This is a genomic window from Actinoplanes sp. CA-252034, from assembly GCF_050956125.1.
GTDB lineage: Bacteria > Actinomycetota > Actinomycetes > Mycobacteriales > Micromonosporaceae > Actinoplanes.
In genome coordinates this window covers 9,481,503-9,507,076 of record NZ_CP191846.1, presented here as the reverse complement: position 1 = coordinate 9,507,076, position 25,574 = coordinate 9,481,503, and the positions used below count along the sequence as shown (strand labels likewise).

At 71.8% G+C, this 25,574-nt stretch carries 21 protein-coding genes and 3 pseudogenes; 18 read left to right on the top strand and 6 right to left on the bottom strand.

Features of this window, described 5'->3' with window-relative positions; translation table 11 throughout:
* Positions 1-15: 15 nt before the first annotated feature.
* The 5 genes and pseudogenes from ACQPZW_RS42890 to ACQPZW_RS42870 all read left to right on the top strand — a co-directional run bounded on the left by ACQPZW_RS42890 (position 16) and on the right by ACQPZW_RS42870 (position 7,370).
* Positions 16-1,376, top strand: a pseudogene (locus ACQPZW_RS42890) (aldehyde dehydrogenase family protein).
* Positions 1,377-2,141, top strand: coding sequence for a 3-oxoacyl-ACP reductase (locus ACQPZW_RS42885; RefSeq protein WP_433791753.1), 765 nt, complete (start codon positions 1,377-1,379; stop codon positions 2,139-2,141).
* Positions 2,142-2,311: 170 nt separating this feature from the next.
* Positions 2,312-3,025 (top strand): gamma-glutamyl-gamma-aminobutyrate hydrolase family protein, encoded by a 714-nt coding sequence (locus ACQPZW_RS42880; RefSeq protein ID WP_433791752.1) that lies wholly within the window; start codon positions 2,312-2,314, stop codon positions 3,023-3,025.
* Positions 3,010-3,744, top strand: coding sequence for a gamma-glutamyl-gamma-aminobutyrate hydrolase family protein (locus ACQPZW_RS42875; RefSeq protein WP_433791751.1), 735 nt, complete (start codon positions 3,010-3,012; stop codon positions 3,742-3,744). The genes ACQPZW_RS42880 and ACQPZW_RS42875 overlap by 16 nt, the downstream gene beginning before the upstream one ends.
* 83 nt (positions 3,745-3,827) lie before the next feature.
* Positions 3,828-7,370: a SpoIIE family protein phosphatase gene (locus ACQPZW_RS42870; protein WP_433791750.1), complete on the top strand. Its 3,543-nt coding sequence runs from the start codon at positions 3,828-3,830 to the stop codon at positions 7,368-7,370.
* Positions 7,371-7,438: 68 nt separating this feature from the next.
* On the opposite strand, the gene ACQPZW_RS42865 is transcribed toward ACQPZW_RS42870, so the two are convergent.
* A complete protein-coding gene (locus ACQPZW_RS42865; protein ID WP_433791749.1) occupies positions 7,439-7,756 on the bottom strand; it encodes an STAS domain-containing protein in 318 nt (105 codons plus the stop codon).
* Positions 7,757-7,837: 81 nt separating this feature from the next.
* Here ACQPZW_RS42865 and map point away from each other — a divergent pair, with 81 nt between their 5' ends.
* Entirely contained in the window at positions 7,838-8,695 is an 858-nt protein-coding gene (map, locus tag ACQPZW_RS42860; RefSeq protein ID WP_433791748.1) for a type I methionyl aminopeptidase, read from the top strand.
* A 97-nt stretch (positions 8,696-8,792) separates the two neighbouring features.
* On the opposite strand, the gene ACQPZW_RS42855 is transcribed toward map, so the two are convergent.
* The 3 genes from ACQPZW_RS42855 to ACQPZW_RS42845 are packed head-to-tail and all read right to left on the bottom strand — an operon-like array spanning position 8,793 to position 10,457.
* The gene (locus tag ACQPZW_RS42855) at positions 8,793-9,500 is read right to left on the bottom strand and encodes a nucleotidyltransferase domain-containing protein (RefSeq protein WP_433791747.1); all 708 of its coding nucleotides are present in this window, start codon (positions 9,498-9,500) and stop codon (positions 8,793-8,795) included.
* Between the two features lie 43 nt (positions 9,501-9,543).
* The gene (locus ACQPZW_RS42850) at positions 9,544-9,969 is read right to left on the bottom strand and encodes a ferritin-like domain-containing protein (RefSeq protein ID WP_433791746.1); all 426 of its coding nucleotides are present in this window, start codon (positions 9,967-9,969) and stop codon (positions 9,544-9,546) included.
* Positions 9,970-10,007: 38 nt separating this feature from the next.
* Complete coding sequence (locus ACQPZW_RS42845) at positions 10,008-10,457, bottom strand: hypothetical protein (RefSeq protein WP_433791745.1); 450 nt, start codon at positions 10,455-10,457, stop codon at positions 10,008-10,010.
* Positions 10,458-10,597: 140 nt separating this feature from the next.
* On the opposite strand from ACQPZW_RS42845, the gene rimP reads away from it, so the two are divergent.
* The 11 genes and pseudogenes from rimP (at position 10,598) to truB (ending at position 21,459) form a co-directional block, all read left to right on the top strand.
* Positions 10,598-11,218: a ribosome maturation factor RimP gene (gene rimP, locus ACQPZW_RS42840; RefSeq protein WP_433791744.1), complete on the top strand. Its 621-nt coding sequence runs from the start codon at positions 10,598-10,600 to the stop codon at positions 11,216-11,218.
* Complete coding sequence (nusA, locus tag ACQPZW_RS42835; protein ID WP_433791743.1) at positions 11,215-12,231, top strand: transcription termination factor NusA; 1,017 nt, start codon at positions 11,215-11,217, stop codon at positions 12,229-12,231. The genes rimP and nusA overlap by 4 nt, the downstream gene beginning before the upstream one ends.
* Positions 12,209-12,586: a YlxR family protein gene (locus ACQPZW_RS42830; protein ID WP_433797792.1), complete on the top strand. Its 378-nt coding sequence runs from the start codon at positions 12,209-12,211 to the stop codon at positions 12,584-12,586. Before nusA ends, ACQPZW_RS42830 begins: the two co-directional genes overlap by 23 nt.
* Before the next feature lie 119 nt (positions 12,587-12,705).
* Positions 12,706-12,856, top strand: a pseudogene (locus ACQPZW_RS42825) (translation initiation factor IF-2 N-terminal domain-containing protein); the annotation flags it as partial.
* Between the two features lie 86 nt (positions 12,857-12,942).
* Positions 12,943-15,810, top strand: a pseudogene (infB, locus tag ACQPZW_RS42820) (translation initiation factor IF-2); the annotation flags it as partial.
* Between the two features lie 66 nt (positions 15,811-15,876).
* On the top strand, positions 15,877-16,902 hold the full coding sequence (locus ACQPZW_RS42815; RefSeq protein WP_433791742.1) for a TRM11 family SAM-dependent methyltransferase: 1,026 nt from the start codon (positions 15,877-15,879) through the stop codon (positions 16,900-16,902).
* A 33-nt stretch (positions 16,903-16,935) separates the two neighbouring features.
* Positions 16,936-17,229, top strand: coding sequence for a DUF503 domain-containing protein (locus ACQPZW_RS42810; protein WP_433791741.1), 294 nt, complete (start codon positions 16,936-16,938; stop codon positions 17,227-17,229).
* 72 nt (positions 17,230-17,301) lie between these two features.
* Positions 17,302-17,775, top strand: a complete 474-nt coding sequence (gene rbfA / locus ACQPZW_RS42805) for a 30S ribosome-binding factor RbfA (protein ID WP_433791740.1) — start codon at positions 17,302-17,304, stop codon at positions 17,773-17,775.
* Entirely contained in the window at positions 17,772-18,782 is a 1,011-nt protein-coding gene (locus tag ACQPZW_RS42800) for a DHH family phosphoesterase (RefSeq protein ID WP_433791739.1), read from the top strand. Before rbfA ends, ACQPZW_RS42800 begins: the two co-directional genes overlap by 4 nt.
* A gap of 427 nt (positions 18,783-19,209) precedes the next feature.
* Positions 19,210-20,541: an MATE family efflux transporter gene (locus tag ACQPZW_RS42795; protein WP_433791738.1), complete on the top strand. Its 1,332-nt coding sequence runs from the start codon at positions 19,210-19,212 to the stop codon at positions 20,539-20,541.
* A gap of 72 nt (positions 20,542-20,613) precedes the next feature.
* Positions 20,614-21,459, top strand: a complete 846-nt coding sequence (truB, locus tag ACQPZW_RS42790; RefSeq protein WP_433797791.1) for a tRNA pseudouridine(55) synthase TruB — start codon at positions 20,614-20,616, stop codon at positions 21,457-21,459.
* 2 nt (positions 21,460-21,461) lie between these two features.
* On the opposite strand, the gene ACQPZW_RS42785 is transcribed toward truB, so the two are convergent.
* Together ACQPZW_RS42785 and ACQPZW_RS42780 are read right to left on the bottom strand one after the other, a co-directional pair.
* Positions 21,462-21,854, bottom strand: coding sequence for a response regulator (locus tag ACQPZW_RS42785; RefSeq protein WP_433791737.1), 393 nt, complete (start codon positions 21,852-21,854; stop codon positions 21,462-21,464).
* Complete coding sequence (locus tag ACQPZW_RS42780) at positions 21,851-24,502, bottom strand: response regulator (protein WP_433791736.1); 2,652 nt, start codon at positions 24,500-24,502, stop codon at positions 21,851-21,853. Before ACQPZW_RS42780 ends, ACQPZW_RS42785 begins: the two co-directional genes overlap by 4 nt.
* A 103-nt stretch (positions 24,503-24,605) precedes the next feature.
* Between ACQPZW_RS42780 and ACQPZW_RS42775 the strand changes: the two genes are divergently transcribed.
* Positions 24,606-25,538 (top strand): bifunctional riboflavin kinase/FAD synthetase, encoded by a 933-nt coding sequence (locus ACQPZW_RS42775; protein ID WP_433791735.1) that lies wholly within the window; start codon positions 24,606-24,608, stop codon positions 25,536-25,538.
* Positions 25,539-25,574 lie beyond the last annotated feature (36 nt).

Genomic DNA, 25,574 nt, shown 5'->3' with positions numbered 1-25,574 from the left:
TGTGAGGATCTTGGCGTGGGGACTACAGAAGTGATCAACCCCTCGACGGGCGAGGTCTTCACGACCGTACCGTCGCTGGGGTTGGAAGAGACCGATGCGGCCATCGACCGTGCCCGGAAAGCCTTCGCCGAGTGGCGCCGGGTCTCCCCGGGGACCGGGCCCGTCTGCTGCGGCGGTTCGCGACGGTGGTCGAGGACCACATCGAAGAGCTGGCACAGCTGGAGGTACGCAACGCGGGGCACACCATCGGCAACGCGCGCTGGGAGGCCGGCAACGTCCGGGACGTGCTGAACTACTACGCGGGCGCGCCGGAACGGCTGTCCGGACGGCAGATCCCGGTGGCCGGGGGCGTCGACGTGACCTTCCACGAGCCGCTCGGCGTGGTCGGGATCATCGTGCCGTGGAACTTCCCGATGCCGATCGCCGGCTGGGGTTTCGTCCCGGCGCTGGCGGCCGGCAACACGGTGGTGCTCAAACCGGCCGAGCTGACCCCGCTGACCGCGATCCGGCTCGGTGAGCTGGCTCTGGAGGCCGGCCTGCCGCAGGACGTGTTCCAGGTGCTGCCGGGCAAGGGCAGCGTGGTGGGGCAGCGGTTCGTCACCCATCCGGCGGTTCGCAAGGTCTGCTTCACCGGCTCCACCGAGGTCGGCAAGTCGATCATGGCGGGCTGCGCCGACCAGGTGAAACGGGTGACCCTGGAGCTGGGCGGCAAGAGCGCCAACATCATCTTTGCCGACTCGGACCTCTCCGCGGCGGCCGCCGCCGCTCCGGGCGCGGTCTTCGACAACGCCGGCCAGGACTGCTGTGCGCGCTCCCGCCTGCTGGTGGAGGCCTCGGTCTACGACAAGTTCCTGGCGCTGCTGGAACCGGCCGTCCGGGACTTCCGGGTGCTGGACCCGGCGGACGAGTCGGCCGAGATGGGCCCGCTGATCTCCGCCGGGCAGCGCGGCTCGGTGGCGTCCTATCTGGACGGCGCCGACGTGGCGTTCCGGGGCTCCGCGCCGGAGGGGAGCGGCTGGTGGTTCCCGCCGACCGTGCTGCTGGCCGGGTCGACCGCGGACCGGCACTGGCGTGAGGAGGTCTTCGGGCCGGTGGTCAGCGTGCTGCCGTTCCGTGACGAGGCCGAGGCGATCGCGCTGGCCAACGACACCGAGTACGGCCTGTCCGGCTCGATCTGGACCCGGGACGTGGGCCGGGCGCTGCGTGTCTCGCGGGCGGTGGAGACCGGTGCGCTGAGCGTCAACAGCAACTCCTCGGTGCGCTACTGGACGCCGTTCGGTGGCATGAAACAGTCCGGCCTCGGGCGTGAGCTCGGCCCGGACGCATTGCTGTCCTTCACCGACGTGAAGAACGTGTTCCTGGCTACGGGAGATTAAGTGGAGCGTTTGCAGGACCGGGTCGCCGTGATCACCGGCGCCGGCAGTGGGATCGGGCTGGCCACCGCGCGACGGTTCGCCGCCGAGGGGGCCTTCGTGGTGGCCGTCGACATCTCCGAGGGCGCCGGCAAGGCCGTCGCCGAGGAGGTCGGCGGCGAGTTCGTGGCCTGTGATGTCAGCGACGAGGAGCAGGTCAAGGCACTCTTCGACGGCGTCGCGGAACGGCACGGCCGGGTCGACATCGCCTTCAACAACGCCGGCATCTCGCCGCCCGACGACGACTCGATCCTGGTCACCGGCCTGGACGCGTGGGAGCGCGTCCTCAAGGTCAACACCACGAGCGTCTTCTTCTGCTGCAAGTACGCGATCCCGCACATGCAGCGGCAGGGCAAGGGCTCGATCATCAACACGGCGTCGTTCGTCGCGCTGCTCGGGGCGGCCACCTCGCAGATCGCCTACACCGCCAGCAAGGGCGGCGTACTGGCGATGACCCGGGAGCTGGGCGTGCAGTTCGCCCGCGAGGGCATCCGGATCAACGCGCTCTGCCCCGGCCCGGTGGCCACCCCGCTGCTGATGGAGCTGTTCGCCAAGGACCCGGAGCGCGCGGCCCGCCGGCTGGTGCACGTGCCGATGGGCCGGTTCGCCGAACCGGACGAGATCGCCGCCGCGGTGGCGTTCCTGGCGAGTGACGACGCGTCGTTCATGACCGCGTCGCAGTTCGTCGTCGACGGCGGTATCACCGGAGCGTACGTAACTCCGCTGTGAGGTTTACCGACCCGCTACGGTGGGGATGGAGACCCTTAACACCAGCTCAACAAGGTGCAAGGGGTCGAATCCCCGCCCGTACGGGTCAGATCCCCGTGTAGGTGGGACAGATGGGCCCGTGACGCGGCGTCGGTTCACCGGCGCCGCGCGCCTGTGACTACGGTGGTGCGATGCGTCCGATCATCGGCATAACGTCCTATGTGCTGCGCGCCGACTGGGGCGTCTGGACGGATCTCCCGACCACGCTGGTCCCGCACGACTACACCGAGGCGGTCCGGCTCGCCGGCGGCCGCGCGGTGCTGCTGCCGCCGGACGACCTGGACGCGGACGTGCTGGACCGGATCGACGGCCTGGTGCTGGCCGGCGGCCCCGACCTCGATCCGTCGCTGTACGGCCAGGACACCGGGCCGCACACCGTCATCCACCCCGAGCGCGACGCCGGTGAACTGGTGCTGCTGCGCGCCGCTCTCGACCGTGACCTGCCGGTCCTCGGTGTCTGCCGGGGCATGCAGCTGCTCACCGTCGCCGCCGGCGGCACCCTGCACCAGCATCTGCCCGACGTGCTCGGCCACGAGAAGCACCGGCCGGCGCCGGGCGTCTACGGGTCGCAGCAGGTCGTGCTCGAACCGCACAGCAGGATCGCCGCGCTGATGGGCGACGACCTGACCATCAACTGCTTCCATCACCAGGGCGTCGCAGACCCGGGCCCGCTGACCGTCACGGGGCGGGCCGCCGACGGCCTTCCCGAGGTCGTCGAGGACCCGGATCGGCGTTTCGTGCTGGGTGTCCAGTGGCATCCGGAGGTGAGCCGGGACCGACGGCTCTTCGGAGCCCTGGTGGCGGCGGCATCGAAGGAGCTCACGCAAGCATGCGCAGACCGCTGATCGGACTCACCGCCTACGCCGAGCAGGTGCACCACGGCCGTAACGACCTGATGGCCGCGATGCTGCCGATGAACTATGTGAAGGCGGTGCACGCCACCGGCGGCCGGGCCGTCCTGATCACCCCGGACGACCCGGGCACCGACGTGCTCGAGGCGCTGGACGGCATCGTCTTCTGCGGTGGCGGCGACATCGACCCGGCGAACTGGGGCGCGCCGCGACACCCGGCCACCGAGGTCGACACGGTCCGTGACACCTCCGAGCTGATGCTGATGCGCGCCGCCCTGAAAGCCGGGCTCCCGATGCTGGGCGTCTGCCGGGGCATGCAGCTGATGGCCGTGGCCACCGGGGGTTCCCTGCACCAGCACCTGCCGGAGCTGGTCGGCCACGAGCGTCACCGGGCCGCGGCCGGCACCGACCCGCTCGCCGCGGGCGCCTCCGACTACGGCCGGCACGACGTGGTGGTCGAGGAGGGCACTGCGGCGCACCGGCTGTTCGGGCGCACCCTGACGGTGAATTCGTTCCACCATCAGGCGATCGCTGATCCGGGTGAGTTCCTGCCGGTCGGCTGGTGCCCCGACGACCAGGTCATCGAGATCGTCGAGCACCCCGGCCCGGCGTTCGCCCTGGGCGTGCAGTGGCACCCGGAGCGCACCTCCGACCTCCGCGCCTTCGCCGCGCTGACGGAGGCCTCGGCGGGGGCGCGGGCGGTTGCGGCCTGACGGAGCCGTCATCACCTGACGAGCGGCGGCACCGGTCCGGTGTTAACGTGCCTGGCGGACCGGATGTTGTGGGAGGCATGCATATGGGCGCCCTGCCGAGGCGGCTCCACAACGCCTTCGAGCGGGGCGGCGACATGGGCGCCCGGATGTCCACGATGGACTGGCGGGCGACCGCGGTGGGCGAGCCGTCGTCCTGGCCACTGGAGCTGGCCGACGCGGTGGTGACCATGCTCGCCTCCCGGGCCCAGATCATCATCTTCTGGGGCCCGCAGCACATCGTGTTCTACAACGACGCCTACACCGCGACGATGGGCGGCAAGCACCCCGGGTTCCTGGGCCGGCCGGGCAGCGAGCTGTGGGCCGAGGTGTGGGACGTGCTGCGCGAGCTGTTCGACGGGGTGATCGCCGGCGACGAGTCGTTCTACGCCCGCGATCACCAGTTCATGATCGAGCGGAACGGGTTCACCGAGGAGACGTACTTCGACATCTCCTACGACCCGATCCGGTCGGAGGACGGCGTCCCCGGCGGCTTGATGTGCATCGTCACCGAGACGACCGGCCGGGTCCTCGGCGAGCGCCGGGTGCGCACACTCAGCGCGCTGGGCCGGCGCCTGGCCGACCCCATGGACCAGGCCGCCCTCGCCGCCGAAGCGGCCGCGATCCTCACCGGCACCGCCGAGGACGTGCCGTACGCCGCCCTGTTCCTGGACGACGCGGACCCCCACCCCGGTATCCGCGCGGTGATCGCCGGCGGCCGGCCCGGCACCGTCACGCTGGCCGAGCTGACCAGCCCGCCGCGGTCCGCCGCGGCCGACGCCCTGGTGCTGCCGATCGGCGCGGCCACGGACACGGTCGGCGCCCTGGTCGTCGGGGTCAGCCGCTACCTGGCACTGGACGGTGACTACCGCGACTTCCTCGACCTGGCGGCGGCGCAGATCTCCCGGGCGGTGGCCAACGTCCGCGCGTACGAGCAGGAGCGCCGCCGGGCCGCCGAGCTGGCCGCCCTGGACCGGGCGAAGACGAACTTCTTCTCGAACGTGAGCCACGAGTTCCGTACCCCGCTGACCCTGATCCTCGGGCCGTTGGAGGACCTGATCGAGGAGCAGGCACCGGACCGGGCGCTGCGGGAGCGCCTGCTGCCGGTGCACCGCAACGCCCTGCGGCTGCTCAAGCTGGTCAACACCGTCCTCGACTTCTCCCGGATGGAGTCCGGGCGGATGGCGGCCGTCTTCCGGCCCACCGACCTGGCGCAGCACACCGCGCGGCTGGCCGGCACGTTCCGCCCGGCCATCGAGCGGGCCGGGCTGACGCTGACCGTCGACGCGCCGCCCTTGGGCGAGCCGGTCCGGGTCGACCACGAGATCTGGGAGAAGATCGTCTTCAACCTGCTCTCCAACGCCGTCAAGTTCACCCGTGACGGTGGCGTCGAGGTGCGGGTCCGGGCTGAGAACGGCCAGGCCGTGCTCTCCGTGCGCGACACCGGCGCCGGCATCCCCGAGTCCGAGCAGGCGCTGCTCTTCGACCGTTTCCACCGGGTCACCGGGGCCTGGTCACGCAGCCACGAGGGCACCGGCATCGGGCTGGCGCTGGTCCGCGAGCTGGCCGGGCTGCACGGCGGCTCGGTCGGCGTGCGCAGCCGGCCCGGCCAGGGCAGCGAGTTCACCGTACGGATCCCGTTCGGTACCGCGCACCTGCCGCCGGACCGGCTCAGCGACGAGCCGGCACCGCCCGGCGACCCGGTCGAGCCACGGCTCTGGGTCGACGAGGCGACCTGGTGGGCCGGGGACGGGCCGGCCGCCCCGCAACCGGTGCACCGCGGAGCCGGCGGCCGGATCCTGCTCGCCGACGACAACGCCGACCTGCGCGAGCACGTGTCCCGGCTACTCGGGCCGTACTGGGACGTGTCCACCGCGGTGGACGGCATGCAGGCCCTGGAGATGGCCCGTGAGCAGCAGTTCGACCTGGTTCTCACCGATGTGATGATGCCCCGGCTGGACGGCTTCGGCCTCATCGCGGGGCTACGCGCCGATCCGCGTACCCGCGACGTGCCGATCGTCGTGCTCTCGGCCCGCGCCGGGGAGGAGTCCGCTGTCGAGGGCCTGTCCGCGGGCGCCGACGACTACCTGGCCAAGCCGTTCTCCACCCGGGAGCTGACCGCCCGCGTCCGCGCCAACCTGGAGCTCGGGCAGCAGCGCCGGGAGACCGTCAGCCGGCTGCGCGGGCTGGTCGACGCCGCCGCCGCCCTCAACGCCGTGCCCACCACCGCCGAGGTGCTGGAGGTGGCCGCCAGGCATGTGCAGGCCATGACGTCGGCCGGCCGGGTGGTGCTGACCACCCCGGACGGCCGGGCCGAACGCGACGGAGGCGCGGCCGGATCCGCCCCGCCCGACCTGATCCTGCCGCTGCCGGCCACCACCGGGCCCCCGCTCGGCGAGCTGCGCGTGTGGTCCGGCGCCGGTGTGCCGCCCGAGCCGGCGGTGCTCACCCAGCTCGCCCGGCTGGTCGGGCTGCGGCTCGCCAACGCCCGCCTCTACGAGACCGAGCACCGGATCGCCTCGACCCTGCAGCACAGCCTGCTGCCGCACTCGCTGCCGCGGGTGCCGGGCGCCATCGTGGCCGGGCGATACGTCCCGGGCAGCAACGAGGCCCGGGTGGGCGGCGACTGGTACGACGTCATCGCCGGCCCGGACGACGCGTTGTACCTGGTCATCGGCGATGTCGTGGGCAAGGGCGTGCAGGCCGCGGCGGGCATGGGCCAGCTGCGTAACGCGCTCCGGGCGTACCTCCTCGAAGGTTTCGACTGCGGCGCCGCGCTGACCCGGCTGAACCGGCTGGTCGACACGCTCGGCCGGCGGCAGTTCGCCACCGTGCTCTGTGTCGGATTCGATCCGCGGAGCCGACGCATGAGCTTCTCCTCGGCCGGGCATCCCTCACCCGTGCTGATCACACCCGGAGCGCAAGGCACCTTCCTGTACGACTCCGCGCTCGGCCCGCCGATCGGTGCCCTCGGCGACGTCACGTTCCCGACCAGGGAGACCGAGCTGACCGCGGGCGCCCGGCTCCTGCTCTACACCGACGGCCTGATCGAGGACCGCAAGCAGGGCATCGACACCGGTCTCGCCGAGCTGACCGCCGACGTCGCCAAGCCCACCGAGCACATCGACGACCTGCTGGACACGCTGCTGGCCAAGGCGGCCCGGCAGACCCGCCGCGACGACATCGCCCTGGTCGCGCTCGAGGTGACCGAGCCTCGCGAGTTCGTCCTGCGGCTGCCCGCCGACCCGGGCCGGCTCTCCGTGCTGCGGCGCCGGCTGGAGGACTTCCTGGCCGCGCACGGTGTGCCCGACGAGGACGCGTTCGACCTGGTGGTGGCGGTCTCCGAGGCGGCCGCCAACGCCGTCGAGCATCCGATCGAGCCGGCCGAGCCGGTGATCACCGTGACCGCGTCGCTCCAGGAGGACGCGGTGCTGGTGGCGGTACGCGACACGGGCACCTGGCGGCCGGTCGGTGACGCCGGGTTCCGCGGCCGTGGCCTGGCCCTGATCGGTGCCCTCACCGAGCTGTCGGTGCACCGGTCCGCCGAGGGCACCGAGGTGACCCTGCGGCGCCCGCTGAGCCGCGTCTAGCCGCAGTCCTCGAGTCGCCTCTAGCCGCAACCCGCGAGCACCGCCTACCCGCGATCTTCGAGCCGCGTCTAGCCGCAGTCCTCGAGCCACGGCTGCCCGCCGAGCCCGGAGATCTCCAGCACCCGGCGCACCCGGTCGGAGGGGAGCACCTCGATCGCGCCCCCGTAGTGCTCGACCAGGCGGACGAGGGTGTGGATGGCGGCCGAGTCGAAGAAGGTCACCCCTCGCAGATCCAGGGTCGCGGCCGTCACCCGGGCGGGCGTGGCCGCCTGATGGAGCGCCCCGGCGGTGGCCATGTCGACCTCGCCGGTCACCCTGACGGTGACCCGATCGCCGGTCACCTCGCCGACCGCGGAGAAGCCCGGGTCCGCACCCTCTTGATCCACGCGAACACGATTCCACAGCGGCCCGCGCAGCGGCAAGGACGGGCCCGGACGGTGTCCTCGCCGCCGGTTAGGCTGTTCGTCATGACCGTACGTGCCCCACTCGTGCCGGGAAAGCAGTCGCGTGCGCGATCGGTCCCGGCGCAGATCGTCCGCCCCGAGTATGTCGGGAGGAAACGCCCCCAGCAGTGGCGCGGCTCCCACGTGCAGACCCCCGAGACGATCGAGAAGATGCGGATCGCGGGCCGAATCGCGGCGCAGGCCACCCAGCTCGCCGGCGAGCACTGCAAGCCGGGCGTGACCACCGACGAGATCGACCGCGTGGTGCACGAGTTCCTGCTCGACCACAACGCCTACCCGTCGACGCTGGGTTACAAGGGCTTCCCGAAGTCCTGCTGCACGTCGCTCAACGAGGTGATCTGCCACGGCATCCCGGACTCCACCGTGCTGGAGGACGGCGACATCATCAACGTCGACGTCACGGCGTATCTGAACGGGGTGCACGGCGACACCGACGCCACCTTCCTGGTCGGTGACGTGAGTGAGGAGGCCCGGCTGCTGGTCGAGCGCACCCACGAGGCGATGATGCGGGGCATCCGGGCGGTGGCGCCGGGCCGCCCGATCAACGCGATCGGCCGGGTCATCGAGGCCTACGCGCGGCGGTTCGGCTACGGGGTGGTCCGTGACTTCACCGGGCACGGGATCGGGGAGACCTTCCACTCCGGGCTGTACATTCCGCACTACGACAACCCGCAGCTCACCACGGTGATGGAGCCGGGCATGACGTTCACGATCGAGCCGATGATCACGCTGGGCACCCATGAGTACGATCTGTGGCGCGACGGCTGGACGGTCGTCACCAAGGATCGCCGGTGGACCGCCCAGTTCGAGCACACACTCGTGGTGACCGACGACGGCTACGAGATCCTGACCCTGCCCTGATCCGGTCCCGGCTCATCCCTTCCGACTTCGATCCGGTCCGGCTTCGATCCGGTCCGGCTTCGATCCGGTCTTGGCCTCGATCCGGTTTCGTCCGGTCTCAGTCGAAGAGGGCGCCGAGGCGGCCGTCGACCGGGCGGCCGCGGGCGGTCAGCTCCTCGGCCTGGTATCGGAGGATCGCCCCGAGCTCCTGCATGTCGGCCGCGGCCACACCGGTGTGCTTGACCGCGTCGGCCGTGTTGCGGAAATAGGTACGGGTGAGGAAGCCGGCGACCATCGCGGCGTGCAGCCGTGCCTCGGCCGTCAGGATCATGGCGGCGTCGGTGTCGTACCGCTGCGCGAACCGGACCGCCCGGGCATGGGCGCCGTTGGCGATCGCCCAGTTCTGCCGGGCCAGGCCGGTGAACTCCATCGGCCGGGCCTCGGCCAGCAGGCTGAGGTGGGCCTCCCGCCGGGTCTTGAACCACTCCTGCGGGTCGTGCAGCGCGAACGTGGTGATGTAGGCGTCGGCCTGCATGGGCCAGTGCGGGGTCAGCAGCCGGGCGTGGCCCAACCCCTCCTCGGCGGTCGTCACCCGCAGGTCGACCGGGATGCCGTCGACGTTGCGGCGAGCCGGCTTCGGGCCGGTCCGCGGACGGGAGGTGACCACGACCAGATTGACGTCGCTGCTGTCCGTGTCGTCACCGTGCGCCATGGACCCGCAGACCCCGACCGACTGGATCTCGGCCGGCCAGCGCTCCTGAACGGCGTCGCGCAGCCGCATCGCGAGCGACCCGCGGGGCGTGGTGGTGTCGAGCTCGACGATCACTCGCCCATTCTCGGCCATTCCCCCCTTCCGGGTGGCGTGATCATCAGCCTGGGCGGCCCGGAAAGGCCATTGTCAGCGGTGTGACCCCGGCGATCCGCCGCCATCGCGTCGCACGGACTGCGGAGTCGGTCAAATGCGACAGCGCGTCGAGTCGGTCCTCGCCCTCGGTGGCCGGCAGCAGGGCCCGCCACGCCTGAGCCACCCCATCCTCCACGTGGACGGCCAGCTTCAGCGCGCCCTCCCGGTCGGTCACCTCGAACGGCAGTTGATAGGCGGCCGGGGCGGGCGCGGCGCTGGCCTTCGCGTCGTCGATCCGGTCCACCAGGGTGTCGCGCCGGGCACGGTGCTCCAGGTCGGCGGCGCGGGCGCGGGACACCTCGTCCGCGTCCGTCAGGTGCACGCCGATCACGCCGTAGGCATAGATGGCCGCCTCCTCGGCGGCGAGGGCGGCGGCGAGTTGTTCCGTCACGGCGCGAAGACTAGCGCCTGTTCGTCCGGGCGGGCGGTTCAGCGCAGCGCTTCGGCGTGCGTGGCGCGGCAGGCGGCGATCGAGCCGGCGAGCATCGCGCGGTCGGCCGGGGCGGCCTTGCAGGCGGCGACCGCGGTCTTCTGCGCAGCCTGCTCGGCCTTACGCAGCGTGGCGGTGGTGTCGGTATTGCCGGACGGCGCCGACGCCGACGGCGCGGCCGACACGACGGCCACGCCGATCAGCCGGGACAGGTCGGCGGCGTGCGCGCGGTGATCCTCGGCCAGCGGGGTGAGCCGGGCGGCCAGGGCGGGCTGTGCGGCGATCACCCGGTCGTACGACACGGCGAGCGCGAGTGCCTCGTCGAGCAGGGGCTGGAAGGCGTCCGGCGCGGGCGGGGGATCCGGCTCGGAGTCGAAGACACCGCAGCCCGCGAGTGCGGCGGAGCCCACCAGCGCGCCGAGGAACGTCCGCCGTGAGTTGGTCAGCACGGTGCCAGTCAACACCATTCGGTGCGGCGCCGCGTCGCCCCGCCGGTCGGCACGTTACGCTTCGCGTCAGCCGCGGGGCGACGGACTGCCCGGCGGCATATAGTCGTTCCTGCGAGAAAGCTAGCGAGAGGTCGAGCCCGATGACGCAGCGTGGTCGCGCCGGGGCCCGGCCCGGCGGTCGCCCCGGCGCCCGCCGCACCCGGCCGGAGCCGGAGACCCGTAATCCCACCCCTCCCCGCGTCGATCTGGCCGCCGCGCGCGCCCGGGTCCGTGAGGTGGTCGAGCCGGTCGTCACCAAGGCCGGTTACGACCTGGAGGATCTGACACTCTCCCGGGCCGGCCGCCGGCATGTGGTCCGGATCCTGATCGACACCGACGGCGGTATCAGTCTGGACGACGTGGCGGTGGTCTCGCGGGAGATCTCCGGGGCGCTCGACGCCGCCGAGGAGGCCGGCCGCGAGTTGCTCGCCGGGGAGTACCAACTGGAGGTCGGCTCGCCGGGCGTGGACCGGCCGCTCACCGAGCCGCGGCACTGGCGGCGCAACGTCGGCCGCCTGGTCGCGGTGAACGGGCTGACCGGCCGGGTCACCGCGGCCGACGACGCCGGCGTGACGCTGGACGTGGACGGGACGATCCGTGAGCTGGGCTTCGCCGAGCTGGGTGCGGGCAAGGTCCAGATCGAGTTCAAGCGTATGGACGAAGCCGAGTTCGACGAGTCCGACGACGAAGAAGACGACGACGAAGGGGAGGGCGAGGAGTGAACATCGACCTCGCGGCGCTGCGCGCCCTGGAGCGCGAGCGGGAGATCCCGTTCGACACGATCCTGGCGGCCATCGAGACCGCGCTGTTGACCGCTTACCGGCACACCGAGGGCTCGGAGAGCCACGCCCGGGTGGAGATCGACCGCAAGAGCGGTGTGGCCTCCGTCCTGGCGCAGGAGCTCGACGCGGACGGCTCGCTGGTGCGCGAGTGGGACGACACGCCACACGACTTCGGCCGTATCGCCGCGATGACCGCCAAGCAGGTGATCCTGCAGCGGCTCCGGGAGGCGACCGACGAGCAGCACTTCGGGGAGTATGCGGGGCGCGACGGCGATCTGGTCACCGGCGTGGTGCAGGCTGACGCCGCCCGTGCCGAGAAACACATCGTGACCGTCGACCTGGGCAAGCTGGAGGCGGTGCTGCCGCAGTCCGAGCAGGTCCCCGGCGAGAGCTACCCGCACGGCACCCGGATCCGGTGCATCGTGGTGCACGTGGCCAAGGGCTTCCGCGGCCCGCAGATCACCCTGTCCCGCTCGCATCCGGCCCTGGTGAAGAAGCTGTTCGCCCTCGAGGTGCCCGAGATCGCGGACGGGACCGTGGAGATCGCCGCGATCGCACGTGAGGCAGGTCACCGTACGAAAATCGCGGTGCGGTCGACCGTGCAGGGCGTGAACGCGAAGGGCGCCTGTATCGGCCCGATGGGCCAGCGTGTGCGGGCGGTCATGAGCGAGTTGCACGGCGAGAAGATCGACATCATCGACTGGTCGGACGACCCGGCCCACTTCGTCGGTAACGCGCTCTCACCGGCCAAAGCGCTGCGGGTGGAGGTCGTCGACGCCGCGAGCCGTACGGCCCGGGTGACCGTGCCCGACTTCCAGTTGTCGCTGGCGATCGGCCGGGAGGGACAGAACGCCAGGTTGGCGGCCCGTCTCACCGGATGGCGCATCGACATCCGTCCGGACAGCGAGCCGGCCGGGGTCTCGGACCGTGATGCGGCCGGGGCGGGGAACTGACCGGATACGCGTGCGGAGCGAACGAGAGGTAGACTTGCTCTCGGTCGGCCCGACGCGAACCTGCGTCGGCTGCCGCAAACGCGCGCCGGCCGATCGTTTGCTGCGGTTCGTCGCGGCAGATTCGGGGGGAGACCTCCGGCTTCTGCCCGATCCGGCCCGCCGACTGCCGGGGCGGGGAGCACATCTGCATCCCGATCCGGCCTGCTTCGCGCAGGCAGAGCGACGTCGCGCCTTCGGGCGTGCGTTGCGTCTCACTGGATTTGCTAACCCAGAACTGCTTGCGGAGCACATCCGTATGGTCTCCGTGCCGTGCGGACCCACCGATGACGAGGCGTCGCCGCCTCGTCACGACTGAGCAAGGTAGGACGACCCAGATGAGCACACGATGAAGTCCCTGAAATGACAACCAGGCTTCTAGTGCACGAGTGAGGTCAGTGCGGGCGCTGCTCGTACGACCTCGAAGTGAGGAGTGCAGTGCCAGGCAAGGCCCGCGTACACGAGCTCGCCAAAGAGCTCGGGGTCGACAGCAAGACCGTTCTCGCAACCCTGAAAGACATGGGCGAGTTCGTTAAGTCCGCGTCCAGCACCGTCGAGGCCCCCGTGGCCCGCCGGCTGCGTGGCGCCTTGGAGCAGGGTGGCGCCATTCCGGCGTCGTCGTCGGCTCCGGCGTCGAGTGAGCCCACCTCCGGTGGCTCCGCTCCGTCCGGCTCCCCGCGTCCCGGTCCGCCGATGGGGCGGCCTCAGCCGCCGCGTCGTCCCGGTCCGGCGCAGAGCGCCCCCACCAACAGCCCTACTTCCCCCGCGCCCACGCCCGGGCCGTTCGTCCGGCCCAAGCCGGCCGTTCCCGGCCGTCCGGGCCCGGTGCCCGGTCCGGTCGCCAAGCCGGCCAGCGCGCACGACATCGAGGTGGCGGCCGCCGAGGCGCGCGCCTCGGCGTTGAAGGCCGAGCAGGAGGCCGCGGTCAAGGCCGCCCAGGCCGCCCGCACCCGGGATGCCGAGCGCCGTCAGGGCACGACCGACGGTGGCGCCCAGCGCGGTGGCCCGCGTCCGGGCCCCGGCAGCGTTCCGCCCCGTCCGGGTTCGCCCGCCGCCGGTCGTCCCGGTGGCCCGGGTGCTCCCGGCGCCCCCGGTGGTCCCCGTCCCGGTCCGGCCGGCGGCGCTCCGCGTCCGCCCGCGCGTGGCCCGGGTAACAACCCGTTCGGTGTCTCCGGCGGTGGCGCAGCGCGTCCCTCGCCGGCCGGGATGCCGCGTCCCAACCAGGCGGGCATGCCGCCGCGGCCGAGCCCTGCCTCGATGCCGCCGCGGCCCAGCCCCGCGTCGATGCCCTCGCAGCGTCCCGCCGGTCCCGGCGCCGGTCGCGGCGGTCCCGGTGGCGGCGCAGGCCGTCCCGGCGGTCCCGGTGCCGGCCGTGGCGGTCCCGGTGGCGGCGGTGGCGGTTTCCGTCCCGGTGGCGGCGGCGGTGCCGGTGGCGGTTTCCGTCCCGGTGGCGGCGGCGGTGCCGGTGGTGGCTTCCGTCCCGGTGGCGGCGGCGGTGCCGGTGGTGGCGGTTACCGGGGTGGCCCCGGTGGCGGCACCGGCGGTCCGGTCGGCGCCGGCGCTCCCGGTCGTCCCGGTGGCGGCGGTCCCGGTGGACGCGGTCGTGGCGGCGGCGCGGCGGGTGCCTTCGGGCGTCCCGGTGGCCGGCCGACGCGTGGCCGCAAGTCGAAGAAGCAGCGGCGTCAAGAGTTCGACAACCTGTCCGCACCGCAGATGAGCTCTGGCGCTCCGCGCGGTAACGGCCAGGAGCTCCGGCTCTCGCGCGGCTCGTCGCTCTCCGACTTCGCCGACAAGATCAACGCCAACCCGGGTTCGCTCGTCCAGGAGATGTTCAACCTGGGTGAGATGGTGACCGCCACGCAGTCGGTCTCCGACGACACCCTCAGGCTGCTCGGTGTGCACCTCGGGTTCGAGGTCGTCATCGTCAGCCCCGAGGACGAGGACCGCGAGCTGCTCGCGCAGTTCGACATCGACCTCGACGCCGCTGTGGCGGAGGACCGTCTGGTCACCCGTCCGCCGGTCGTGACCGTCATGGGTCACGTCGACCACGGTAAGACGAAGCTGCTCGACGCGATCCGCAAGACCAACGTGGTCGCCGGCGAGGCGGGTGGCATCACCCAGCACATCGGCGCCTACCAGGTCGTCGTCCCCCACCAGGGGGAGGACCGGGCGATCACCTTCATCGACACCCCGGGTCACGAGGCGTTCACCGCCATGCGTGCCCGTGGCGCCAAGGTCACCGACATCGTGATCCTGGTGGTCGCGGCCGACGACGGCGTCATGCCGCAGACGGTCGAGGCGCTCAACCACGCCAAGGCGGCCGACGTGCCGATCGTGGTCGCGGTGAACAAGGTCGACAAGCCCGACGCCAACCCGGACAAGGTCCGGCAGCAGCTGACGGACTACGGCCTGCTCGCCGAGGAGTACGGCGGTGACACGATGTTCGTCAACGTCGCGGCCAAGCCCGGCATCGGCATCGACGACCTCCTCGAGGCCGTCCTGCTGACCGCCGACGCGGCGCTCGAGCTGACCGCCCCGATCGATGGCCCCGCCCAGGGTGTCGCGGTCGAGGCGCACCTGGACAAGGGTCGCGGTGCCGTGGCCACCGTCCTGGTGCAGAAGGGCACGCTGCGGGCCGGCGACTCGATCGTGGCGGGTGGCGCGCACGGTCGCGTCCGGGCCATGCTCGACGAGCACGGCAACCAGGTGGCCGAGGCGCTTCCGGCGCGTCCGGTCCTGGTGCTCGGTCTGACCTCGGTGCCGAGTGCGGGCGACACGTTCCTCGCGGCTGAGGACGACCGCACGGTGCGGCAGATCGCCGAGCAGCGGCAGGCTCGCCGTCGTGCGGCGACCTTCGCCAACTCGAGCCGCCCGAAGACGATCGACGAGATGATGCGGGACATCAAGGAGGGCGAGAAGGCTTCGCTCACCCTCGTCATCAAGGGTGACGGCTCCGGTTCGGTCGAGGCCCTCGAAGAGGCGCTGTTCAAGATCGAGATTCCGGACGAGATCCAGCTCAAGGTCATCCACCGCGGCGTCGGTGCGATCACCGAGAGCGACGTCAACCTGGCGTCGGCCTCGTCGGAGCAGACCGCGACGATCATCGGCTTCAATGTCCGGGCCTCGAACAAGGTCAAGGAGATGGCCGACCGCGCCGGCGTGGAGATCCGCTACTACAGCGTGATCTACCAGGCCATCGAGGAGATCGAGGCGGCGCTCAAGGGCCTGCTCAAGCCGGAGTTCGAGGAGGTCGAGCTGGGCACCGCGGAGATCCGCGAGGTCTTCCGCTCGTCCAAGATCGGTCTCATCGCCGGCTGTATCGTCCGCTCGGGCCTGCTCAAGCGGAACGCCAAGGCCCGGGTCATCCGGGACGGCACGGTCGTGGCGGACAACGTCACGATCAGCTCGCTGAAGCGGTTCAAGGACGACGCCACCGAGGTCCGCGAGGGCTTCGAGTGTGGTCTGACGCTCCAGGGCTACGGTTCGCCGCAGGTCGGCGACATGATCGAGACCTGGGAGATGCGCGAGAAGCCGCGGGCGTAACGCTCCTGGCTCAGTAGATGGCCCCCGGTGCTCAGGCACCGGGGCCATCGCTGCAAAATGGCACCCATGTCCCGGTATGCCTTGCTGCTCGCTCCCTCCGCCAATCGTGTCTACGCCGATCAGGCGGCCCGGATCTCTCAGGCGGAGCTGGCCGCTTTCGCTCCGGTGCTCTCCTCGGGCCTCGACGAGATCGCCACCGCCGAGATCGGCGGGGTGGAGTACCTGACGTTCGACGCCGACCTCACCGAGGCCGACATCGCCTACCTGTCGAACATGTCGTCGGCCTACGCCCTGTTCGAGCGGGTCGACGACCTGCTGCGGCCGCTCATGCTCACCCCACTGGCCCGTTACGACAGCGACCTGATCACCATCCCGAAGTACGCCGGCAAGACGAACGAGCAGTTCACCAAGCTGGTGCTGAACCTCACCCTGCTCGGCTCCGCCTTCGCCCGGCGCATGCTCGACGGCAACCTCACCGTCCTCGACCCGCTGTGTGGCCGCGGCACCACGCTCAACCAGGCCCTGATGTACGGCTACGACGGCATCGGCGTGGAGATCGACGGCAAGGACGTCGAGGCGTACAAGCTGTTCCTGCAGACCTGGCTCAAGCGCAAGCGGCTCAAGCACACCGCCGACCTGATCCCGGTGCGCCGGCAGGGCCGCCGGGCCGCCCGTCGGCTGGAGGTGACCCTCGCGCCCAGCAAGGACGACCACAAGGCCGGCGCGGTGCAGAAGATCCTCGTGCTGAACGCCGACACCACCGGCCTGGACGGGCTGATCAAGGGCAATGTCGCCGACCTGATCGTCACCGACCTGCCGTACGGGATCGCCCACGGCAGTTACGACGAGGACGGTGGCGGCATCACCCGTCGCCCGCTGGACCTGCTGGAGCGGGCCGTGCCGGAGTGGCTGAAGCTGCTGCGACCGGGTGGCGCGGTCGGCATCTCCTGGAACACCAAGGTCGCCAAGCGCGAGCTGGCCGAGGACATCCTGGTGGCGAACGGGCTGAAGCTGATCGAGTTCCAACCCCTGGCGCACCGGGTGGACCAGGGCATCGAGCGGGACGTGCTGGTGGCCCGGAAATACAGCTGATCCTTCTCGGGAACCTCGGTAACCTGCTCGCTGATGTATACCGAGACCGCGATCTTCGACCTGCTCCTGCCCGGTGACTCGCACTCGCTGAAGCAGAAGCGCTCCTACGTCCGCCCGATCATCGCGATGCTGAAGAAGTTCGACGTCAGCGTCGCCGAGGTGGGCCATCACGACCTGCACGGCCGCGCCCAGATCGGGGTGGCCGTGGTGGCGGCGGAGGCGTCCCAGGCGCGTGCCGTCGTCGACACCTGTGAGAACCAGGTGGCCGGCCGTCCCGAGATCGAGCTGCTCTCCGTGAAGCGAAGGCTGTACGGCGACGGGGATTGAGCGCCTGGGTACGCTTCAGCAGTTGGGCGGGGGCGGTAGGACCCGCGGGATACACAGTCGGAGGTGGGCGACATGTCCAACCCAGCCAAGACGCGCCGGCATGCGGAGCGCATCAAGGAGCTGGTGGCCAGGCTGGTGCGGGAGATCAAGGATCCCCGTCTCGGCATGGTGACGTTCACGGACGCCCGGATCACCGGCGACCTGCGCGAGGCGACGGTCTTCTACACGGTTCTGGGCGACGCGACCGAGCAGGCGTCCACGGCGGCGGCTCTGGAGAGCGCGAAGGGCATGCTGCGCACCAGGGTCGGTCACGCGCTCGCTCTGCGACACTCGCCGAGCCTGACGTTCGTGCGGGACGACGTGCTCAACCACGTCAAGGAGATCGACGACCTGCTCGCCCAGGCGCGGCATCGGGACCAGGAGGTCCAGCAGATCGCGGCGGGCGCGGAGTACGCCGGGGACCCGGACCCGTACAAGAGTGAGGACGACGACGAGATCGAGGACGACGAGCCGGAGCGGGTCGGAGCCCGCGAGGACAACGGGTGACCGTCGGCCCGTCCGTGGACCAGTGGGCCGCCGCGGTGGCGGCGGTCCGCTCGGCCGGTCTCGACGACGAGATCCAGCTGATCTGTCACGTGAACCCGGACGGGGACGCGCTCGGCAGCATGCTCGGATTCGGGCTGGGGCTGCGGCGCCTGGGGTTCTCCCGGGTGCGCGCGACGTTTCCGGGCGACTTCACGGTGCCCACTCCGTACCAGAGGCTTCCGGGTGTCGATCTGCTGGTGCCGGAGGCGGATGCCTTCGCCGACCCGCGCCTGGTCCTGGTCTTCGACGTGGCGAGCGAGTCGCGTCTCGGCGCGCTCGTCGGCCGTCTCGCCGCCGCGCCGGTCAGTGTGGTCCTCGACCATCACGCGTCCAACACCGGTTTCGGCGGGGTGCGGCTGGTCGATCCGCACGCAGCGGCCACCTCGGTGGTCGTTGACGGGCTGCTCACCCGTCTCGGGGTGCCGCTCGACCCCGAGATCGCGGAGTGCCTCTACGTGGCTCTGGCGACCGACACCGGGTCGTTCAAGTTCGACATGACCACGGTGTCGGTCCACGAGCTGGCGGCGCGGCTGATCGCCACCGGGATCCGGCCGGGGGAGATCTCCCGGCGGATCTTCGACAGCAAGCCGTTCGGGGCGATGAAGCTGACCGGCGAGGTGCTCGGACGGGCGGTCCTGGAGCCGGCGGCGGCCGGCGGGCGGGGCATGGTCTGGACGTATGCGACGTTGGCCGACCTGGACCGGCACGCGCAGCCGCCCTATGTGCTGGACACGCTGATCGACCCGGTGCGCTCGGTGGCCGAGGCGGACGTGTCGGTGGTGGTGAAGCAGACGGCGCCGGGCGAGTGGTCGGTGTCGCTGCGGAGCAAGGGCGCGGTCGACGTGAGTGGCGTGGCGGTCTCGCAGGGCGGCGGCGGTCACCGCCTAGCGGCGGGTTTCACGGGGTATGGAGAGCCCGCCGACGTGGTGGACTCGGTTCGTCGTCTCCTCGACGAGTATCTGAACTGACAGCTGTTTCAGCAGCGTGGCGGTGGTCACCCGAGAGGGTGGCCACCGCTTTTTCCGTCCCGGATCGCGGGATCCCGGCCTCATGGGGCGGGACTGAACGTTAGTTTGGGAGCTGAACGGTGATTTGGTTCGCCGCGGCTGCCACCGATGCCGCCGGCGAGCCCTCGAGCCACCCGGGTCCACCGGCCCGGGTCGCGTCACCCGGGTCAGAGGCCGCGGCGATCCCGTGGCCGGCCGGTGACGCCCCGCTCGATCCATCCGTGCTGGAAGGAAGACTCCCATGGCTGCCAAGCCGAAGCCGAAGCCCGCTGACGACGCCGCCGAGCAGGCGCGCCGCGCTCTCCAGACCTCGATGGACACGCGTCAGTAGGTGTAAGTGACGGGTCGCCTTGCGATCCTTACCGGTGGGCGGGCATCATGACTGACCATGAGCCCGCCCGCCGACGCGTCCACACAGCCGCAGCGCACTGCGACGGCCCGCCGGATCGCCGGCCTGGCCCTGCCCGCGCTCGTCGTCCTCGCCGCCGAGCCGATCTACGTCCTGGTCGACACCGCGGTCGTGGGGCACCTCGGATCCCTCCCGCTGGCCGCCGTCGCGATCGGCGGGACGGTCATGTCGTTCGCCGTGTGGTTCGGCACGCTCATGGCGTACGGGACCACCGGCCGTGCCGCCCGCCGCTTCGGCGCCGGTGACCGGGCCGCCGCCGTCGCCGAGGGCGTCCAGGCCTCCTGGCTCGCGCTCGGTGTCGGCCTGCTCCTGGCACTGCTCGGCGCCGTCGCGGCCGGCCCACTCGCCGCACTGCTGGCCGGTGACCCGGCGACCGCCGAGGCAGCCGCCGGATGGTTGCGGATCGCCGCCCTGGGCGCGCCGGGCCTGCTGCTCGCCGCGGCCGGCAACGGCTGGATGCGCGGCGTCCAGGAGACCCGCCGCCCGCTGTGGATCGTGCTCGGCGCCAACGTGCTCTCCGCGATCCTCTGCCCGGTGCTGGTCTATCCGGTCGGGCTCGGCCTGACCGGGTCGGCGATCGCGAACGTGGCGGCACAGACCCTCGGCGGCGTCCTCTTCCTGGCCGCTCTGATCCGCGAGACGCGGGCGCTGCGGCCGGTCCCGTCGATCATCGTCCGGCAGGTGGTGCTCGGCCGTGACCTGCTGATCCGTGGCGCGGCCTTCCAGGCGTGCTTCCTCTCCGCGACCGCGGTCGCCTCCCGGTTCGGCGTCGCCGCCGTGGGCGCCCACCAGATCGGGCTGCAGCTCTGGTTCTTCGCCGCCCTCGCCCTGGACGCCGTGGCCATCGCCGCGCAGTCGCTGGTCGGCGCGGCCCTCGGCGCCGGCGACGCGGACGAGGCCCGTGACGTGGCCCGCCGGGTCACCCTGGCCGGTGGGGTCGCCGCGGTGGGCTTCGCCGTCCTTGCCGCGGCCGGGTCGTCGGTGGTGCCCGGCTGGTTCACCCCGGACCCGGCGGTGCACGACCAGGCGGCGATCATCTGGCCCTGGTTCGTGGCACTGCTGCCGTTCGCCGGTGTCGTGTACGCGTTGGACGGCGTCTTCATCGGGGCGGGGGACGTGGCGTTCCTGCGCACCCTGACGATCCTGTCGGCGCTGCTCGGCTTCCTCCCGGCGATCTGGACGTCGTATGCGCTGGACCTGGGCCTCGGCGGGGTGTGGGCGGGGCTGGGGCTGTTCACGCTGGCCCGGTTCGCCGGTCTGGTGTGGCGGTGGAGGTCGCCGCGGTGGCTGGTCACGGGTGCCACCCGCTGAGCGCCGCGCCGGGGCCCATAGGCTGGGCGGGTGAACACGGACGGACTGATCGTGGTGGACAAACCGGCCGGGATGACGTCGCACGACGTCGTCGCCCGGATCCGGCGGCTGGCGAAGACCCGGCGGGTGGGGCACGGGGGGACGCTGGACCCGATGGCGACGGGCGTCCTGATCATCGGGGTCAACCGGGCCACCCGCCTGCTGACGTATGTGATCGGCGCGGAGAAGAGCTACGCCGCGACGATCCGGCTCGGCGAGTCGACGATCACCGACGACGCCGAGGGCGACCTGACCGCGGTGGTCCCGGCCGGGGCCGTCACCGACGAGGCGATCCGGGCCGGGCTGGCCGTGCAGGTCGGCGAGATCGACCAGGTGCCGAGCGCGGTCAGTGCGATCAAGATCAACGGGGAGCGGGCGTACAAGCGGGTGCGCGACGGCGAGACCGTGGAGATCCCGGCTCGCCGGATCACCGTCCACCGCCTCGACGTCCTCGGCATCCGGCGGCCCGCGGAGAAGCCCGTGGTCGACGTGGACATCGACGTGACGTGCTCGTCCGGCACGTACATCCGGGCCATCGCCCGTGATCTCGGCGCCGCGCTCGGCGTCGGCGGGCATCTCACGGCGCTGCGGCGGACCGCGGTCGGCGGGATGACCCTGGAGGCCGCGTCCACCCTGGCCGAGCTGGAGGAGCGCGCGCCCGACGTGATCGGGCTGCCACTGGCCGAGGCGGCCCGTCGTGCGTTCCCGCAGCGTGTCGCCACCGAGGAGGAGACCCGGGTGCTGCGGCACGGCGGGCCGCTGCCGGCGGTGGGGATCGAGGGGCCGTATGCGGTCTTCGACCCGTCCGGCGAGGTGCTGGCCGTGGTCAGCGAGCGCGACGGCCGCGCCCGGGCCGAGATCGTCCTGGCGCCCGCCTGACGTCAGTCCGAGCGCAGGTGGCGGGCGATCGTGGCGACCAGGTCGGCGGCGGCGTACGGCTTGTCGAGGAAATCGTCGCAGCCGGCCTCCAGCGCCGCCTTCTGATCCTGCGGCAGCACGCTGGCGGTGACCGCGACGACCGGCGGCCGTGGCTCCCCGGTCGCGGCCAGTTCGCGGGCCAGGTTGAGGCCGTTGCCGTCGGGCAGGTTGATGTCGAGCAGGATCAGGTCGAAGTCGGAGTCCGCCAGGCACTCCCGGGCCGCGGCCAGCGTCGCCGCGTCGACCAGCTCGGCGTCCCGGACGGCGGCCACGGTGGCCCGGGCCAGGACCGCCTTGACCAGCATGCGGTTCAGTTCCTCGTCCTCGACCAGAAGGATGCGGTGCGGTTCGCTCACGGTTCGGGCCTCCGGACGTCGATGGGCGGGACTGCGCTGCGCAGCGTGAGGGCGATCTCCGGGACACGCGTGGTCTTGCGCCGTGCCGACGGATGCGGGCTCAGGCGCGGCGGGGCGGCTCCGGTCAGGGCCTCGGCGACGGCGCCGCCGGCCATCGCCGTGGCGATCAGCGGTGTGGCGTTCCCCGAGGCGAGGGTGGCCGCGCTCAGGCCGAGCACCGGGGTGTGCCGTCCGGACGGGTCCTGCTCGATCGCCGCGAGGAGGCTGAACCCGTCCTCGTCGGGCGACTGCATGTCGCAGACGATGAGGTCGAACTCGCCGGTGCGGCTGTGGGCCAGGCCGTCCCGCGCGTCGGCGCAGGCCACCACGTCGGCGCCACCCGCGCGGAGGCCCTCGGCGATCACCCGGCGGGCGACGTCGTCGTGGTCGACCAGCAGCACCCGCGGGACGGACCGGGCGGCGACCGCGTTGGTCAGGGCGCTGAGGAGGGCGGACTGTTCGACCGGCTTGACGAACCAGTCGTGCGCGCCGAGACCGATGCCGGTCGGCGCCTCGTCCAGGATGCTGGCGAAGAACACCGGGATGGTGGACAGCCGGTGGTCGGCCTTGAACCGGCGCAGCACCTCCCAGCCGTCGATGCCGGGCAGCGTGACGTCGAGGACGACGGCGTCCGGGCGATGCTCGCGGGCCAGTGCCAGGCCGCTCTCGCCGGTGCCGGCCACCTCCACCCGGTAACCGGCGTTGCCCAGCTGGGTGCTCATCAGCTCGGCCGACTGCGGATCGTCCTCGATGAGCAGCACGTACGGTCCGGCGCCCACGCTGGCCGCGGAGGCGGTGATCGACGTGGCCGGCAGGTCGACGGTGAACTCGCTGCCCCTGCCCGGTTCGGAGACCAGGCTGATCTCCCCGTGGTGGGCGGCCACCAGGCGGCGGGTCAGGGCCAGCCCGAGACCGGTGCCGGAGTGCCGTCGCTCCTGATCGCCGGCCTGCTGGAACTCCTCGAAGACGCGTTCCAGGTCGTCGGTGGCGATGCCGACGCCGGTGTCGGCCACCACGATCCGGACCCGGCCGCCGGCGGCGCGGGCGGTGACCGTGACGGTGCCGCCGTCGGGGGTGAACTTGGTCGCGTTGGAGAGCAGGTTCTCGACGATCTGGCGGAACCGGAGCCGGTCGGCAAGGGCGGTCACCGGGGCGAGGTCGGCGCGGACCGCGAGCCGCTTGTCGACGAACAACGGCGCCAGGCCGGCGAGCAGCTCCTCGATCACGGTGTCGACCCGGACCGGGGCGAGCCGCAGCTCCATCCGCCCGGACTCGACCTTGGTCAGGTCGAGGATGTCGTTGATCAGCCCGAGCAGGTGACGGCCGCTGCCGTGCACATGGTCCACCCATTCGGCGGGCACCCGGCGGCGGTCACCCTCCGGCTCTTCGAGCCGCATCAGGTCGCTGAAACCGATGATGGCGTTCAAGGGGGTACGCAACTCGTGGCTCATGTTCGCCAGGAAGTCGCTCTTCGCCTGACTGGCCAGGGTCAGCGCGGCCACCGAGGCGCTCAGCTCGGCCGTGATCGCCTGCCGCTCGGCCAGCAGCCCGGCATGTCCGCCGAGGTCGGCGAGCAGTCGCAGGTCGTCCTCACTGAACAGGTTGCGGTGCCGGTTGAACAGGAGCACAGCCCCCTCGACGTCGGGTGGCACCCGCATCCGCAGCACCCGGACGAAGTCGTGGGCCAGCCCGTCACCGAAGTGGGCGACCAGGGCCGGGCCGCCGTCCCGGAGGCGGAGCGGCGTGTGCCCGCGGGCCAACCCGGCGAGGTCCGCCGCGATCGGGCCGGTGGTGGCGGGCAGGGCCGGTCCGGAGTACGCGATCCGCTCGTACTCCCCGGTCGGTGAATGCAGCAGGACCGCGACCGCGTCCGCCCCGGTCTGGTCCCGCATGATCTCCGCGTAGGTCTGCCAGACCTGCTCCGGCGAGTCGGCCCGCGCCCGTAGCAGCCGTTCGGTGAACAGCTGGGCGGCCGCGGCCGCGAAGGCCCGCCGCAGCCACCGCGGCGGCTGGAAGGCGATCAGGTAGCCGAGCGCGCTGATCAGGGCCAGCACCATGCCCACCGCGCGCAGCGAGGTGTCACCGCTGCGCATGCGGAGCAGGATCACGAAGCCGAAGACGGCCGTCGCGCCGGCGGCGATCATCAGCCGGGCCCGGTTCGCGCCGGTCCGCGTCCGGGCCTCGCCGAACAGCAGGACCGCGGCGATCAGCTCGACGGCGAGGAAGTAGAGCACCGAGAGCGCCCGGGCGGCCTGCGGGAGGGGCAGCGGCAGCACGGCCACCGGGATCAGCACCGCCACGTAGCCGGCCAGCGCGGCGGCGGTCAGCGCCCGCGGCACGGTGCGCAGCCGGCTGGCGAGCCGGAGCGTGAGGTACGGCTGGGCGAGCACCGCGGCGGCGCCGATCGCGCTCAGCCAGCGGGGCAGCGTGCCGTTGGTCAGGCGCGCCATGTCGATGCAGAGCACCACCACGAACGGGGCGAAGATCAGGGTGACGTCGCGGCGCAGCGGATCACGGCGCCGGGCGAAGCCGAGCAGAGCACGGAGGAAGAGCACCGCGAAGGTGGCCTCCGCAGCGAGCAGTACGAGGCGATTCCACCCGACGCTCATCTCACGATTTATCGTACCGAGACGGGCGAAGTGGAGGGCTGATACCGGCAGGCTGAACGATCGATACGCTAGGGCCGGGTCATATCGGCGGAGGAGCGTTTCGATGCAGCGATGGCGGGGGTTCGAGACGATCCCGTCCGGGTGGGGCCGGTCGGTCGTGACGATCGGTGTCTTCGACGGGGTCCACCGTGGCCACCAGGCGATCATCGGGCACGCCGTGAAACGTGCTCGTGACTCCGGCCTGCAGTCGGTGGTGATGACATTCGACCCGCACCCGGCCGAGGTGGTGCGCCCCGGCTCGCACCCGGCGGTGCTCACCGAGCCGGTCCGCAAGGCCGGGCTGATCGAGGCGCTCGGCGTGGACGCGTTGTGCGTGGTGCCGTTCACCCCGGCCTTCTCCCAGCTCACGCCGAACGAGTTCGTGCACGACGTGCTGGTCGAGTCGCTGCACACCGCGGCCGTCGTGGTCGGCGACAACTTCCGCTTCGGGCACCGGGCGGCCGGCGACGTGGGGCTGCTCGAGTCGCTCGGGCGCACGTTCGGCTTCACCGTGGAGGACGCCCCGCTGGTGGCCGAGGACGGACTGGTGTTCTCCTCGACGTACATCCGCAGCTGTGTCGACGCCGGGGACGTGCGGGCCGCAGCCGTCGCGCTCGGCCGTCCGCACCGCCTCGCCGGCGTCGTGGTCCGCGGTGACCAGCGCGGTCGCGAGCTCGGTTATCCGACGGCCAACCTGATGACGCACCGCTATGCGGCGGTCCCGGCCGACGGCATCTACGCCGCCTGGCTGACCCGCGGCGGTGAGAACGGCGCGCGGTTGCCGGCCAGCGTCTCCATCGGCACCAATCCCACCTTCTCCGGGCGCGAGCGCCGCGTGGAGGCGTATGTTCTCGACTTCTCCGGTGACCTGTATGGCGAGCGGGTGAGCCTCGACTTCGTCGCCCACCTGCGTGAGCAGCGTAAATATGACGCCATCGAGCCGCTGGTGGCCCAGATCGAGGCCGACGTCGCCCAGACCCGGGTGTTGCTGGGTTGACCCCCTGGTAGGGTTGAACGGTCGTTGGAATATCCG